Here is a 14,941-nt window from a genome sequence, read left to right on the forward strand (position 1 = left end):
TACAGCAGATACAATGGCACAGGAAAATAACACATTCATAAAAGACAGCTTTCTTTTATCAAACAAATATGCAGAAGAGCTTTATCATAAGTATGCTGCTCCCCAGCCTATAATAGATTACCACAATCATCTGTTACCTGCAGAGATTGTGGCCGATCGTCAGTTTGAGAATATTTCTAAAGTATGGCTAAGTGGCGATCATTATAAATGGCGGGCTATGCGTGCGTTGGGTGTGAATGAGCTTTTTATTACCGGTGAGGCCTCTGATGAAGAGAAATTTTTAGCTTGGGCTAAAACTGTTCCGCACACATTACGCAATCCATTGTTTCACTGGACACACTTAGAATTGAAGCGTTATTTCGGTATTGATGAATTGCTCAATGAAAAGTCGGGTCCTGAAATTTATAAAGAAGTAAACCGCCAATTGCAACTTAAAGAGAACAGCTGCCGCGGACTTCTAAAGCAAATGAATGTAGAGGCGGTGTGTACTACCGAAGATCCATTGGATACACTAGATCAGCACAGAGCTTATGATAGTAAAGTTGGTGGTGTTAAAATGAGTACTGCTTTTCGTCCTGATAAAGCAATTTTAATTGATGCCGAAGGGTTCAACGACTATCTCAATCAGCTCGAAGAAGTTTCCGGGATTACTATAGCCACGTATGATGATCTAAAGGAAGCACTGCGTCAACGTATAGATTTCTTTAATGAAAACGGTTGCAGATTGTGTGATCACGGCTTAAATCAAATCTCGTGGGTTACAGCTACTGAAACCGAGATCAAAGAATTCTTTAAAAAACGAAGAGGCGGAGCAAGCCTTTCAGCAAAAGAAGCAGAGCAATTTAAAACAGCTATTCTGTTGTTTTTAGGAGAAACGTATCATGAGCTTGGGTGGGTGCAACAGTTTCATTTAGGCGCGCTGCGTAACAATAATAAGCGTATGCTGGCTCAGTTAGGCCCAGATACAGGTTGGGATTCTATTGGTGATTATACACAAGCTGAATCCTTATCAAATTTCTTAAATGCATTAGACAGCAAAGATAAACTCACTAAAACCATTATTTATAACTTGAATCCTTCAGATAACGAAGTGATGGCTACGATGATTGGTAATTTTAATGATGGTAGTGTAAAAGGTAAAGTACAGTTGGGTTCCGGCTGGTGGTTTTTAGACCAGAAAGACGGTATGGAAAAGCAAATGAATGCGCTTTCTAACATGGGGCTTATCAGTTGTTTTGTAGGTATGCTTACAGACAGCCGAAGCTTTTTATCATTTCCACGTCATGAATATTTCAGACGCGTGCTGTGTAATCTTTTTGGTAAAGAGATGGCTTCTGGTGAATTGCCTAACGATATGGATCTTGTAGGTAAAACCATTGCAGATGTCAGTTATAATAATGCTAAAGAATACTTCAATTTTTAAGGTTCTATGGCTAAAGCTCAAAAAATAATAACATTTGGAGAAGTATTACTGCGCCTCTCTCCTGCTGAGAATCGTAAATTATCTCAGGCCAAATCCTTAGACTTTTTCTTTGGAGGTACCGAAATGAACGTAGGTGCTTCCCTTGCAGTTATGGGAGAATCAGTAAAACACATCACTGCGGTATCTAATGATATTGTGGGAGATGCAGCACTGAGCAGTATGCTTCAATACGGCCTTGATGTTTCTTCAGTGCAACAGGTTGATCATCCTATTGGTCAGTATTTGCTAGAAGTAGGTTCTGGTATGCGTAGTAGTCAGATTGCTTACAATCGGTTAAACGGCTCGTTTGCTAATATCCAGCCAGATCAAATAAACTGGAATTTTGAATTTGAAGATGCAAGTCTTTTTCATTGGACGGGTATTACCCCTGCTATTTCAGAGAATGCATATCAAGCATTAAAAGCAGCTTTGATTTCTGCGAATGCAAAAGGATTAGATATTACAGCAGACCCGGCCTATCGAAGCAATCTTTGGCAATACGGTCGTAATGGTCAAGAGGTTTTAAAAGAACTGGTAAGTTTGTCAACCATATTCATTGGAGGGGTTAACGAGATCAATGAAATCTTAGGAACCAGCTTTGGTTTAGATAGGGATGGATTTATTGAGGCGAGTAAATATCTAATGACAGAATGTCCCAATATCAAACAGGTTTTTGACAAGATCAGAACAGGTTTGAGTGCTTCCTGGCAAAAGATTTACGGGAGAGCATTTGTAGATAATACCTACCTGGAAACAGACGAACTGGAAATCACACAAGTGATTGATCGTATAGGAACAGGAGATGCCTATGCAGCCGGTTTGATTTATGGTTTGCATCATCTTAATGCAGAAAAAGCCCTGAATTTCGCTAATGCAGCCTGCGCTTTAAAACATACGATTCTGGGAGATGTAAATCTGGTTTCTGTAGCAGAAATAACTGAAGTTATGCAAGGAAATATCGGAGGACGAATTAAAAGATAAAACACAAATTAATGGCAAAATATACCCGAATAGAGGTGGTGCTTCAGATGAAAGAAAACGGAATCGTTCCGGTTTTTTACAATCCTGATGTTGAAGTTTGTAAACAGGTTTTAAAAGCTTGTTATGATGGCGGCTTGCGCACCTTTGAGTTTACCAACCGTGGCGATTATGCGCACGAGGTTTTTAGTGAGCTCAACAAATATGCTAAAGCAGAATTAAACGGAATGATGATGGGGGTAGGCTCTGTTCTGGACGCCGGCACATCATCGTTATACCTTCAGTTGGGAGCAGATTTTATCGTGTCTCCTGTTGTAAATGCAGAAATGGCAAAGGCATGTAATCGTCGTAAGGTAGCCTGGATGCCGGGTTGTGGTTCAGTTACGGAAATTTCATTTGCTGAAGAACTAGGAGCCGAAGTAGTTAAGATATTTCCTGGAGCACAAGTAGGAGGCCCTGCCTTTGTAAAAGGTGTAAAAGGTCCGTTGCCGTGGGCAAGTATAATGCCTACTGGTGGAGTAAGTCCTACGGAAGAAAATCTAAAAACTTGGTTTGATGCAGGAGTACATTGCGTAGGTATTGGCTCTAAACTTTTTGTAAAAGACGCTTCAGGTAAATATGATCTGGACGCTGTGACTTCGACTATAAAAAATGCGCTGGATATTGTTAAAAAACTACGCGCATGAGAAGTATTCAAAACTATTATTTGATTGCTTTAAGCTTTGTTCTATTACTAGCAGTAACGAGTTGCGGCGAAGTATCTGATAAACGAGTTATAAAATTAGCACATGGTTTAGATGTGACGCATCCGGTTCATAAAGCGATGGTTTTTATGGGCGAGCGCCTTGAGGAAAAGTCAGGCGGTAAAATGAGTTTAGATATCTATCCCAGTCAGCAATTGGGATCAGAGCGTGAATGTCTGGAGCTTTTACAAATAGGAAGTCTTGGAATGACTAAAGTTTCAACAGGAGTATTAGAGAATTTTGCACCACAGCTTAAAGTTTTTGGTCTTCCGTTCTTATTTAGAGATGCAGAACATCGTTTTGAAGTTTTAGAGGGACAAATAGGAGAAGAATTACTCAACTCGAGCGTCAAGCAACGTCTTAAAGGGCTAACCTTTTACGATGCAGGAAGCCGTAGTTTTTATACTAAAGAGCCCGTACAAACACCTGAAGATCTTAAAGGTCTTAAACTTCGTGTTATGGAGAGCCAAACAGCTATAAATATGGTTAAAAATCTGGGAGGCTCACCCACACCCATTGCTTGGGGAGAATTATACACAGCCCTGCAACAAGGTGTTGTGGATGGCGCAGAAAACAATTTACCCAGTTTTTACCTATCTCATCATTATGAAGTGTGTAAGTACTATATCGTTGATGAACATACGGCTTTACCAGATGAGTTATTGATCAGCACATTGATCTGGGATGATCTTTCTGACCAAGAACAAAAGTGGGTTAAAGAAGCAGCGATGGAGTCTCTGGAGTTTGAAAAGAAAATTTGGCATGAGGCAGAAATGGAAGCACTCGCGGAAATTAAGAAAGCTGGAGTAGAGGTCATTTACCCGGACAAAGAGCCTTTTCGCAATCGTGTGAAATCTATGTATGAAGAGTTTTCTGAGAATGAAGAGATGAAGAATTTGATTGAAAAAATACAAGCGGTTAAATCCAATTAATATGAAAAAAAGACTCGATAAAATATTAGGGGCTATTTTGGTTTTCCTAATGGCTTCAATCGTTATAGCTGTTTTGTGGCAAGTTTTTTCACGATACGTATTACAATCTGCAAGTTCGTTTACCGAAGAAATAGCTCGGTTTTTATTGATTTGGATAGGAATTTTAGGAGCTGCGTATGCTGCAGGTCAGCAAGATCATTTAGCTATTAATGTGCTGCCTCCAAAACTTAATGAGTCAAACCGAATCAAACTGAGAATAGGTATCAATATTCTTATTATGCTTTTTTCATTTTTCGCTTTAATAATAGGCGGTGGAAATCTGGTGTATGTCAATTTTGAACTGGGACAAAACTCAGCGGCTTTAGGCATTCCGTTAGGTTATGTTTATGTAGTACTTCCCTTAAGTGGAGCCTTAATAATCTGGTATAAAGCAATCGAACTGGCAAACCCTAAAAAATATTTAGCATCATGATAGAAGTTTTAATTCTCGTACTGGTATTTTTTGTGTTGCTGGGAATAGGTGTACCGGTAGCCTGGTCTATAGGTATTTCTTGTTTGCTAACCATAATGGTATCGATAGATTCACTGGCCAGTTTTACAACAATCGCTCAGCGAATGGCGACCGGTCTAGATAGTTTTTCTCTCTTGGCAATACCGTTATTTGTGCTTGCAGGTCAAATTATGAATCAAGGGGGAATCGCCCTGCGGCTCATTAATTTTGCAAAAGCTTTAATCGGTTCACTTCCTGGTGGACTCATTTATGTAAATGTAATTGCAGCGATGCTTTTTGGAGCGATTTCTGGTTCGGCAGTAGCGGCTACTTCGGCGATAGGAGGTATTTTAGGTCCATTTATGGAAAAAGAAAACTATTCTAAGGAGTTTGGAGCTGCAATCAATATAACAGCATCTACCACCGGACTTATTATTCCACCATCTAATGTTTTAATTGTGTATTCATTAGCCAGTGGTGGTGTTTCAATCGCGTCTTTGTTTTTAGCGGGATATGTTCCCGGTATTTTAATGGGGCTTGCATTGATGCTGGTAGCAGCTTTTTGGATCAAGAAAAAAGGATATCCTGCTGGTGAACGCAGCAGTATGAAAACTGTAATTAAAACCTTTTTAGATGCCTTTCCTAGTTTATTGCTTTTAGTTGTTGTGATCGGCGGTATTGTTACGGGTATTTTTACAGCAACAGAAGCTTCTGGGATTGCTGTTTTATATTGCTTGGCGTTATCATTTTTGTATCGTGAACTTAAAGTTTCAAGCTTAAAAAGTATTTTCCTGAGTTCTGTAGGAACCACAGCAATTGTGATGTTACTTATTGCAACATCAATGAGTATGTCTTGGGTAATGTCTTTTGAAAACATCCCTCAAAATGTAAGTTCGGCTTTGCTTTCACTTAGCGAGAACAAATTTGTGATTCTTATCATCATCAACATTCTACTCTTATTTGTAGGGACGTTTATGGATATGACCCCTGCAGTACTGATTTTTACACCTATATTTTTACCGGTGGTAACCAGTATGGGGGTAGAGCCGGTTCAGTTTGGGATTATGATGGTAATGAATCTTTGTGTAGGCTTGTGTACGCCTCCTGTAGGAGCTGTATTATTTATTGGGGTTGGTGTGGCAAAAACATCAATTCAAAAAATTATGAAGCCACTTTTGCCACTTTACGCCGTGATGGCACTTGTTTTACTTATGGTAACTTTTATACCGGCAATCAGCCTGTGGTTACCTTCACTTTTTGAATAATTTATCAATTACAACCTATGAAAAACCTTAACAGAGCAAATGCTGGTTATAAAGAGAGTTTACCCTTAAAAGTCATTCAATACGGCGAGGGAAATTTTTTACGAGCCTTTGTAGATTATATTATAGATAAGCTGAATAAAGAAGCTGATTTTAATGCTGGTGTAGCAGTTGTTCAACCCTTAGCCAATGGTTTAATTAATGTGCTTAATGAACAGGATGGTTTATACAATCTGTTTTTACGTGGAATAAAAAACGGGGAAGAAACTGAAGAGATTCATACTATTTCTTGTGTTCAGAAAGGAATCAATCCTTATGAGGATTATGATAAATATTTAGCTCTTGCTACAGAAGAAGAACTGCAGTTTTTGATCTCTAATACAACTGAAGCAGGTATTAGTTTTGACGAGAAAGATACGCTTGACGGGAAACCTCATAATAGTTTTCCTGCAAAAGTTACCGCTTTATTATACAAGCGTTTCAATCATTTTGAGGGTGCTTCAGATATGGGATTAACGATTATTCCATGCGAATTGATCAATCATAATGCAGATACGCTTAAGAATATAATTTTGCAATATGCAGATTTGTGGGAGCTGGGTGATGTATTTAAATCCTGGGTCGAGACAAGTAATAGTTTCCACAATACATTGGTAGATCGCATCGTGCCAGGCTACCCTAAAGATGATATCGAGACTTATCAAAGTCAGTTAAAATTTAAAGATAACCTTATTGTTTCCGCAGAAACCTTTTTATTGTGGGTGATTGAAGGTGATGATAAATTAAAAGCAAAGATTCCTTTTGATAAGATAGATGAGAATGTGCTTGTTGTCAAAGATATGCAACCATATCGTACGCGTAAAGTGCGTATTTTAAATGGTGCTCATACTACAATGGTTCCGTTTTCTATTCTCTACGGAAATGAAACTGTAAAGGAAACGGTAGATAATGATTTCACCGGGAAATTTGTAAGAGATGCAGTTTTTAAAGAAATCAATCCTACACTAGACCTCTCTGAAGAAGAATTGAATGTTTTTGCTGAAGCAGTATTTGATCGGTTTAGAAATCCGTTTATCAAGCATCAATTATCAAGTATAGCACTCAATACGGTGTCTAAATTTAAAGTTCGTGTTCTTCCTAGTTTATTAGCTTTTGAGAAAGAATACAATCGATTACCTGAAAGGCTTACTTTTGCATTGGCTTGCTTGATACGATTCTATAAAGGAACCTGGAATGGAAAGGACTTACCGGTACAGGATGATGCAGCGGTAGTTGCAGAGTTTAAAGTCGCCTGGGATCAAGGAGATTATAATGCTATTGCAAAAAGAATTTTGAGTAATACAACGTATTGGGATCAGGATCTCACTCAAATTTCAGATTTAGAATCCTGTATCGCTCAGGCATTAGAATTGATAGAAGAGCACGGTGTAGAAGCCGCTTATAAAAAGTTTACGGCCTAAGTAAATAACTAGATTATTGAATAGACCTTTTAAAGTAAGAACTATGAAAAGCAAACTGATTAAAGTACATCCCGAAGATAATGTTGCGGTAGCGCTGGTAGATTTGTATGTGGGGGATACTGTAGAATTTGAAGGGCAAAAGCTTAATATTTTAACTGATTCTAAAGCAAAGCATAAGATCGCTTTGGTTGATTTAGCTGTAGAAGATGCGATTTGTATGTATGGGGTTTTAGTGGGTAAAGCCTTGAATCCAATTAAAGCAGGTGGTTTGCTAACTACAGAAAATGTAAAACATCAAGCAAGTTCAGTTTCTCAAAAGACAGAAACAACTTCGTGGACTGCTCCAGATATCACAAAGTGGAAAGACCGAACATTTATGGGATACCACCGTGAAGATGGACAAGTAGGAACGCAAAATGTATGGTTGTTTTTTCCACTTGTATTTTGTGAAAACCGAAATATCGAATTGTTGAAAGATGTTTTTGAAAAAGAATTGTCTTTCCATAAAGCAAGTAAACAAAGGCAGTTGTTACGTAATTTAATTACAGGAGCCCCCGAGGATACTGAAGTTGCAGAAATTGAAGAAGAACAAGCCATTTTTGACAATATAGAGGTTAAATTTATTACTCATCAAGGTGGTTGTGGTGGTATTCGTCAGGATTCAGTTTCTTTGTCAAAACTTTTAGCAGGTTATGTAAATAACCCCAATGTAGCAGGCGCGACGGTTTTGAGTTTAGGATGCCAAAATTTGCAAATAGATATCTTCAAAAATGCGTTAGCTGAAAAAAGTTCTGAAATTAAAAAGCCTGTCTTGATTTATGAACAACAACAGGAAGGAACTGTTGACGATATGCTTTCAAAAATCATAAAAGATTCCTTTGAAGGAATTAAAAAAGCCAATCAAATTAAGCGTCAACCCGCGTCCATTTCAAAATTAAAAATGGGATTAGAGTGTGGCGGTTCTGATGGTTTTTCAGGTATTTCTGCTAACCCGGCATTGGGTTATGCATCAGATATTCTGGCAGCAGTAGGAGGTTCACCCATTCTTTCAGAATTCCCTGAACTTTGTGGTGTAGAGCAGGAGTTGGTAAATCGTTGTGTTAACGACTACGATGCCCAACGCTTTATGAAGTTGATGAAAGCTTATGAAAAATCTGCTATTGACGCCGGTTCTGGTTTTGATATGAATCCGTCACCGGGTAACATAAAAGATGGTTTAATTACAGACGCGATGAAGTCAGCAGGAGCTGCTAAAAAAGGCGGAACCTCACCTATACAGGCAATTTTAGACTATGGGGAATACGTTACAAAACCCGGTTTAAATTTACTCTGTACACCTGGTAATGATGTGGAGAGCACCACAGCAATGGTAGGAGCTGGGGCAAACGTAGTTGTTTTTACTACCGGTCTGGGAACACCAACAGGAAATCCTATAGCTCCGGTTTTAAAAGTAGCTTCAAATAGCACATTGGCTCGCAGGATGCCAGATATTATAGATATTGATAGCGGTGGTGTTATCCGCGGAGAAAAAAACATTAAAGAAATGGGAGAAGAAATTCTAGAACATGTTATACAGGTTGCCAGTGGTGAAATAGAATCTAAAGCAGATGCCTTAGGACAGGATGACTTCATCCCCTGGAAACGCGGAGTGTCACTTTAAAGATTTTCAAAATAAAGAATATTAAAAAGGAAGTATTTAGTGGGTACTTCCTTTTTTTAAGGAGGTTTCGCGCTCGTAAAGTTCTGGCATAAGCACTACTCTTTTTTCAACCTGAACGCTTTTATTTTTTTCCTTTATTTGTTCTAAAAATACCTGAGCTGCAATTTGTCCCATAAGAACGGGAGTCTGACCAACAGTAGTAAGTGGTCGCTCCAGATATTTAGTGAAGGGTTCGTTACTAAAGCCTACAATACCTACATCTTGTGGTATTTTAAAATCTCTGCTTCTCAATTCTCGCATTGCGCCTAGCGCTACATAATCACTGGCAGAGAATATTGCGTCAAATTCTGTTTTCTTATTCAGAAGATCTTGTACAGCTGCAATGCCAGCTTCAACAGTACTGCTCACTTCAAGAATTCGGCTTTCATCAATAGCAATGTTATTTACTTTAAGAGCTGCAATATACCCATCGTAGCGGTGTTTATAGATCTGAAGTTTAGGGTCGCCACCTATATGTGCAATTTTAGTATAGCCTTGTTTGATAAGGTGTTCTGTTGCTGCAAAAGCTCCTTCGTAGTCATTAATAGTAACCGAACTTACGCCCGAAATGTCCATTTTACGGTCAAAAAAGATAAGCGGAACGCCTTCGTCCCGAACTGCTTCAATATGCTTTATATCTTCAGTAGTTTTAGAAACTGAAATAAAAATGCCATCAATATGAGTATTGAGCAAGGCTTTGATTTGTTTAGCTTCATTTTCCACATTTTCGTGCGATTGACATATTATCACATGATACCCTTTAGGCTCAAGTTCTTCCTCAATACCACGTATAACCGAAGCAAAAAACGTGTGATTAATATAGGGAACAACAACACCTACATTAAAGGTTCTCCCGCTTTTTAAAGCCAAAGCCAGGGTGTTTTGTTGATAGTTAAGATCCTTAGCTGTTTTTAAAACCAGCTCTTTAGTCTTAAGACTAACTCGGTTGCTGTTATTTAAAGCTCTTGAAACGGTAGCAGCACTGATATTCAACTTTTTTGAAATATCATAAATTGTGACTTTTTCTTTTTGGCGCATCTTTAGTTTGGAGTGTTGTAATCGTTTACAATTTAAAATTTTTTTGATAAAAGCTTTATATTTTACTCGATTTAATAATCTTAATGTGTGATTTTTTGACGATTTACGTTCTAAAATTGAAGTTTTAATTGTTAAAAAATGATTTTTTGCTAATTATTAGTACATTTTATTTGGATACTGATAATTAATAATTATTTTCGTGCAATCGATTGTATTTTGTTATTGGTAGGGTTCAAGTTTTCAAGAGTTGAATTTTTATAAAAATCTATATATGTTGAATTTTAAAAGAAATCGTTTTCGTAGCTGTGTTTTAGTCTTGTTGAACTGTTTTTTGTTGGTATTTATTTTTTGTAAAAACAATGAGCAGAAAAATAAATCAAGTGAGTTAGCAAAAAAGACAGTTTGGAGTGAAGCAGATGCTATTATTGAAAAAATAGGCATTATAGAATTTCCGGATGCAATATTCAATATAGCAGATTATGGTGCAATTGCAGATGGGGTTAGCCTAAACAGCAAAGCATTTTCTGATGCAATAGCTGCCTGTAGTGAAGCAGGTGGAGGTAAAGTTGTTGTTCCTGCGGGCAAATATCTAACAGGTCCAATTCAATTAAAAAGTAACATAAATCTGCATTTAAAAGCTGGCTCTGAAATACTTTTTACAACAGACAAGAGTGCCTATCTCCCTGCTGTTCATACTTCATACGAAGGGATGGAACTTATGAATTACTCCCCGCTAATCTATGCAAAAGGTCAAAAGAATATTGCTGTTACCGGTAAAGGAATTTTAAATGGACAAGCAGATAAAGCGAACTGGTGGCCTTGGTGTGGTGCAGATAAATATGGGCATCAAGAGGGAGCTCCACAACAAAAGGATGAGCATAATTTACCCACATTATTTAAAATGATTGAAGACGGTACTCCTGTTGAGCAACGTATTTTTGGCGAAGGGCATCAACTCCGTCCATTATTTCTACAGACTTTAGAGTGTGAGCGTGTTCTTATTGAGGGAGTGACTTTTACTAATGCTCCATTTTGGGTAATTCATCCGCTAAAGTCTAGCTATGTGAAAGTTGATGGAGTAACGGTTAACAGTCACGGTCCTAATAATGACGGTTGCGATCCTGAATATTCAAAATATGTACACATTACCAATTGCAATTTTAATACAGGTGATGACTGTATAGCGATCAAATCTGGTCGCAATGGCGATGGCCGACGCGTTAATATTCCCAGTGAAAATATAGTTGTTGAAAATTGTGACATGAAAGATGGTCACGGCGGGGTCGTTATGGGAAGCGAGATATCTGCAGGAGTACGTAATGTTTTTGTGCGTAATTGTACGATGAACAGCCCTAATCTGGATCGTGCTATACGTATTAAAACAAACACTTTGCGAGGCGGGTTTGTGGAGAATGTATATGTCAAAGATATAGAAGTAGGTCAAGTGAAAGAAGCCGTTTTAAAGATCAATACTTATTACGGTATATATGGCGTGCAAGAGGGTGAATTTATACCCAGCATAAGTAATATAAACTTAGAAAATATTACAGTTGAAAATGGAGGGGAGTACGGCTTGTTGATAAGAGGTAGAGAAGAAAAGCCGGTTACAGGAATAAGCCTGAAAAATGTGACTATTAAAAATGCTGAAACACCTCTTTTAGTTGAGAACTGTGAACCTATCAATTATATAAACACAACAATTAATGAAGTGAACTACAACGAATAAATTCGATTAAAACTTAAAAACAAACAATTTAAAATGAAGAGAAATACACACACAAATTTTCTTATCCGAAATAAAATGACTCTGTTCTTATTACTAGCGAGTTTTTTAATTTCGGCGAATGTCTTTAGCCAGGGAGGACGAACGATCACGGGTACTATTACTTCAGTAGATGACAATATGCCTTTGCCTGGTGTAAACATTGTAGTAGAAGGTACTTCTGCTGCAACGGTAACAGATTTTGACGGAAACTTTCAACTTAGCGTTCCCGGGAATGATGCAGTACTTGTAATTAGTTATGTAGGTTTTCTTACTAAAAACGTACCCGTAGGCTCTCAAACAAACTTTACGATATCGTTGGAGACAGATGTTCAGTCGCTAAGTGAAGTAGTTGTAGTAGGATACGGAACGGTGAAAAAATCAGATTTAACTGGAGCTGTAGGTACAATTGATTCAGAAAGTCTAACCGAACGTAATATCACAAATCCGGTAGAATCTTTACAAGGTTTGGTTCCCGGTGTTCAGGTAAGCAACTCTACTGGTAGAATAGGTGATGGTTTTAATATCACAATACGTGGTCAAAATTCAATTGGTGGCGGGGGTGACCCACTATTTGTTGTTGATGGGGTACCTACAGATAATATCGACTTTTTGAATCCACAGGATATAGAACGTATGGATATCTTAAAGGATGCATCTTCTACCGCAATTTATGGTTCAAGAGGATCTAATGGTGTTGTAATTGTTACAACTCGTAGTGGTGCCGGAGCAAAGGGAGGTTTAACCGTAAGCGTTGAATCTTTTGTAGGTGTTAAAGATGTTGCAAGATTACCTGATCTTATGGCTCCACAGACTTGGTGGGATTACCACCAGTCTGCGTATTTAGCAACTGCCGGTACAGATCCTAATACCGGTACGGTTACAGCTGCAACGCTTGCTGATGCTGTGGGTGGCGGCGGTAGCAATTCTGAATTATTAAGACGTGTGGCAGCTAACGAATCTTTTGATTGGTATGATGCTGTTTTAAAAACAGGTGTTCAACAAAATACTTACGTTAATGCTTCAGGAAGAGCAGAAAACGGTCTAGGTTATAACTTGGGAATAGGGTATCAGAACGAAACCGGAAATATTGATAATGAAGAACTCAATAAATACACCTTAAAATTAGGAGTGGATCACAAGATCAATGAGAAATTTACTTTAGGTACAAATGCAACGGTTACATTAATCAATCAAGATCAGGGATCTGATGTTGCGATGCGAGAAGCATTTAGATTAAATCCTTTTTTAGATCCATATGATTTAGATGGGGTGACTCTTTTTCCACAGCCAGGGAAACTGGTAGATGAGAACGGTGATTTTATTATTAATAAAACGAGTACCTACAACCCTATTTTAGAGATCAACAACTCAATCGATAACGTACGCCGTTGGAATGTGATTGGGAACACATATTTTCAATATCAACCTGTGGAATGGCTATCTTTTAAAACCTCTCTTGCAGCAGGATATTCTCATACGCGACGGGGTAGATCTTGGGGGGCACTTACAAATACAGGAGCAAGCAATAATAATTTACCTTCTGCTCGACTGGATCAAAGGCAGAATTTTAACTATACCTGGGACAATCAGTTTAACATCACTAAAACTTTTGATGAGAAGCACAATTTCAACTTATTAGGACTTTATAGTATGTTCTCTAATCGAAATGAAAGTTCGTTTTCGTCATCCCGAAATATGCCTTTTGATACCAGTTTTTATAACATAGGTAGTGGTGAGCAAAGTACTTACGATCTAGGTTCAGGTTTTAATAAAAATACATTGAGATCTTATGCATTGCGTTTAAACTATTCTTACGATGATAAATACCTTTTAACACTGTCAAATAGATGGGATGGTTCATCAGTGTTTCCTAAAGAAAACCGCTGGGATTCTTTCCCTTCTGCTGCTCTAGGTTGGAATATTTCTAACGAAGATTTCTTAGCCGAATCGGCGACTGTAAATAATTTAAAACTGAGAATGAGTTTTGGGTATACAGGTAACAATATTATTAGTCCTTATTCTTCTCTGAATACTTTAGATTCTCAAACCTATTATGATTATGCAGGTTCTGTTTCAAACGGATTTGTATCTACTCAGATTGCAAACGCGCAACTTAAGTGGGAGCGTACCCGTGAATTTAACGTTGGGGTAGATTTCGGTTTATGGAGAGATCGCATTACCGGTAGTGTTGATGTATACGATCGTTTATCAGATGATTTATTATTTACACAAGATTTACCTAGTGAAACCGGTTTTTCTAATATCAACGCAAATGTTGCCTCAGTAAGCAATAGGGGAGTTGAGCTAGCCATAACAACACGTAACATTCAGACCGAAGATGTAACATGGACGACATCTTTAACTTTCACTAAAAACACCAATGAATTGAAGTCTATTTATGGTCAAAGTGAAGTAGATGATATAGGTAATAACTTGTTTATAGGCGAATCTCTTGATGCGATTTACAACTACAAATTTACCGGAATCTGGCAAGCAGATGAAGTAGCTGAAGCAGCTGGTTACGGAATGCAAGAAGGCCAGGAAAAATTACTTGATGTAAACAATGACGGGCAATACACACCAGACGGTGACCGTATAATTTTAGGTTCTTCAAACCCAGATTGGACTGGGAGTTTCTTTAGTTCGTTGCGCGTAAAAAACTTTGATTTATCAACTTCTGTGATCATTACTCAAGGAGTTTTAGTGTATAGTAATTTCCATTCTAATTTTGCTGATACACGCGATCGCGGTCGTCAGAAATTAGATATAGACTGGTATGTTCCTGCAAATGATGCCGGCTTGCCTGCAAGAGCTTCTAATACTTATCCGCAGCCGCGTAATGAAGGTTCTTTCTGGAGAAATAATGGCGTGGGGTATTACAAGGATGCTTCTTTTGTGAAGGTTAAAAATATCGCACTAGGTTATAATCTGGGCGGTGAATCATTAGAGAAGTTAGGCATTAATGCCCTGAGAGTGTATGCAAACGTATTAAACCCATTTGTGTTTACAGATTATGAAGGATATGATCCCGAGTGGGCTGGAGCAAGTTTAAACACGGGTAGACCCAGTTCTGTAACTTATCAGTTGGGCTTTAATTTAAAATTTTAAGAAG

Annotated in this window: 11 protein-coding genes; 10 read left to right on the plus strand and 1 reads right to left on the minus strand. The window is 38.0% G+C overall.

The features are described 5' to 3' along the window. Positions 1-13: 13 nt before the first annotated feature. Genes uxaC through DSM02_RS02370 form a run of 8 tightly spaced genes read left to right on the plus strand, consistent with a single transcriptional unit; the run spans position 14 to position 8,987 of the window. Positions 14-1,423 carry a glucuronate isomerase gene (gene uxaC / locus DSM02_RS02335; RefSeq protein WP_128764333.1) on the plus strand — a complete coding sequence of 470 codons (1,410 nt, stop codon included), beginning with the start codon at positions 14-16 and terminating at the stop codon, positions 1,421-1,423. A gap of 6 nt (positions 1,424-1,429) precedes the next feature. After that, positions 1,430-2,443, plus strand: coding sequence for a sugar kinase (locus tag DSM02_RS02340; protein WP_128764131.1), 1,014 nt, complete (start codon positions 1,430-1,432; stop codon positions 2,441-2,443). Between the two features lie 11 nt (positions 2,444-2,454). Then, positions 2,455-3,126 carry a bifunctional 4-hydroxy-2-oxoglutarate aldolase/2-dehydro-3-deoxy-phosphogluconate aldolase gene (locus DSM02_RS02345; protein ID WP_128764132.1) on the plus strand — a complete coding sequence of 224 codons (672 nt, stop codon included), beginning with the start codon at positions 2,455-2,457 and terminating at the stop codon, positions 3,124-3,126. After that, positions 3,123-4,115 (plus strand): TRAP transporter substrate-binding protein, encoded by a 993-nt coding sequence (locus DSM02_RS02350; RefSeq protein ID WP_128764133.1) that lies wholly within the window; start codon positions 3,123-3,125, stop codon positions 4,113-4,115. Before DSM02_RS02345 ends, DSM02_RS02350 begins: the two co-directional genes overlap by 4 nt. A 1-nt stretch (position 4,116) precedes the next feature. Beyond that, a complete protein-coding gene (locus DSM02_RS02355; RefSeq protein WP_128764134.1) occupies positions 4,117-4,587 on the plus strand; it encodes a TRAP transporter small permease in 471 nt (156 codons plus the stop codon). Next, positions 4,584-5,870 carry a TRAP transporter large permease gene (locus tag DSM02_RS02360; RefSeq protein WP_128764135.1) on the plus strand — a complete coding sequence of 429 codons (1,287 nt, stop codon included), beginning with the start codon at positions 4,584-4,586 and terminating at the stop codon, positions 5,868-5,870. The genes DSM02_RS02355 and DSM02_RS02360 overlap by 4 nt, the downstream gene beginning before the upstream one ends. Before the next feature lie 17 nt (positions 5,871-5,887). Further along, entirely contained in the window at positions 5,888-7,327 is a 1,440-nt protein-coding gene (locus DSM02_RS02365) for a tagaturonate reductase (RefSeq protein ID WP_128764136.1), read from the plus strand. A 43-nt stretch (positions 7,328-7,370) separates the two neighbouring features. Continuing rightward, complete coding sequence (locus DSM02_RS02370) at positions 7,371-8,987, plus strand: UxaA family hydrolase (protein ID WP_128764137.1); 1,617 nt, start codon at positions 7,371-7,373, stop codon at positions 8,985-8,987. Positions 8,988-9,023: 36 nt separating this feature from the next. Here DSM02_RS02370 and DSM02_RS02375 read toward each other — a convergent pair whose 3' ends face one another. Next, positions 9,024-10,064 (minus strand): LacI family DNA-binding transcriptional regulator, encoded by a 1,041-nt coding sequence (locus tag DSM02_RS02375; protein WP_128764138.1) that lies wholly within the window; start codon positions 10,062-10,064, stop codon positions 9,024-9,026. 334 nt (positions 10,065-10,398) lie between these two features. On the opposite strand from DSM02_RS02375, the gene DSM02_RS02380 reads away from it, so the two are divergent. Together DSM02_RS02380 and DSM02_RS02385 are read left to right on the plus strand one after the other, a co-directional pair. Continuing rightward, positions 10,399-11,790: a glycoside hydrolase family 28 protein gene (locus DSM02_RS02380; protein WP_240673959.1), complete on the plus strand. Its 1,392-nt coding sequence runs from the start codon at positions 10,399-10,401 to the stop codon at positions 11,788-11,790. A 33-nt stretch (positions 11,791-11,823) separates the two neighbouring features. After that, positions 11,824-14,937, plus strand: a complete 3,114-nt coding sequence (locus DSM02_RS02385; protein ID WP_164918211.1) for a SusC/RagA family TonB-linked outer membrane protein — start codon at positions 11,824-11,826, stop codon at positions 14,935-14,937. The last annotated feature ends 4 nt before the right edge of the window (positions 14,938-14,941 follow it).

The organism is Leeuwenhoekiella polynyae (genome assembly GCF_004104075.1).
GTDB lineage: Bacteria > Bacteroidota > Bacteroidia > Flavobacteriales > Flavobacteriaceae > Leeuwenhoekiella > Leeuwenhoekiella polynyae.

Coding starts and splice junctions, on each gene's coding strand:
- uxaC (WP_128764333.1), top strand. CDS start 14: ATGGCACAGGAAAATAACACATTCATAAAAGACAGCTTTCTTTTATCA.
- DSM02_RS02340 (WP_128764131.1), top strand. CDS start 1,430: ATGGCTAAAGCTCAAAAAATAATAACATTTGGAGAAGTATTACTGCGC.
- DSM02_RS02345 (WP_128764132.1), top strand. CDS start 2,455: ATGGCAAAATATACCCGAATAGAGGTGGTGCTTCAGATGAAAGAAAAC.
- DSM02_RS02350 (WP_128764133.1), top strand. CDS start 3,123: ATGAGAAGTATTCAAAACTATTATTTGATTGCTTTAAGCTTTGTTCTA.
- DSM02_RS02355 (WP_128764134.1), top strand. CDS start 4,117: ATGAAAAAAAGACTCGATAAAATATTAGGGGCTATTTTGGTTTTCCTA.
- DSM02_RS02360 (WP_128764135.1), top strand. CDS start 4,584: ATGATAGAAGTTTTAATTCTCGTACTGGTATTTTTTGTGTTGCTGGGA.
- DSM02_RS02365 (WP_128764136.1), top strand. CDS start 5,888: ATGAAAAACCTTAACAGAGCAAATGCTGGTTATAAAGAGAGTTTACCC.
- DSM02_RS02370 (WP_128764137.1), top strand. CDS start 7,371: ATGAAAAGCAAACTGATTAAAGTACATCCCGAAGATAATGTTGCGGTA.
- DSM02_RS02375 (WP_128764138.1), bottom strand. CDS start 10,064: ATGCGCCAAAAAGAAAAAGTCACAATTTATGATATTTCAAAAAAGTTG.
- DSM02_RS02385 (WP_164918211.1), top strand. CDS start 11,824: ATGAAGAGAAATACACACACAAATTTTCTTATCCGAAATAAAATGACT.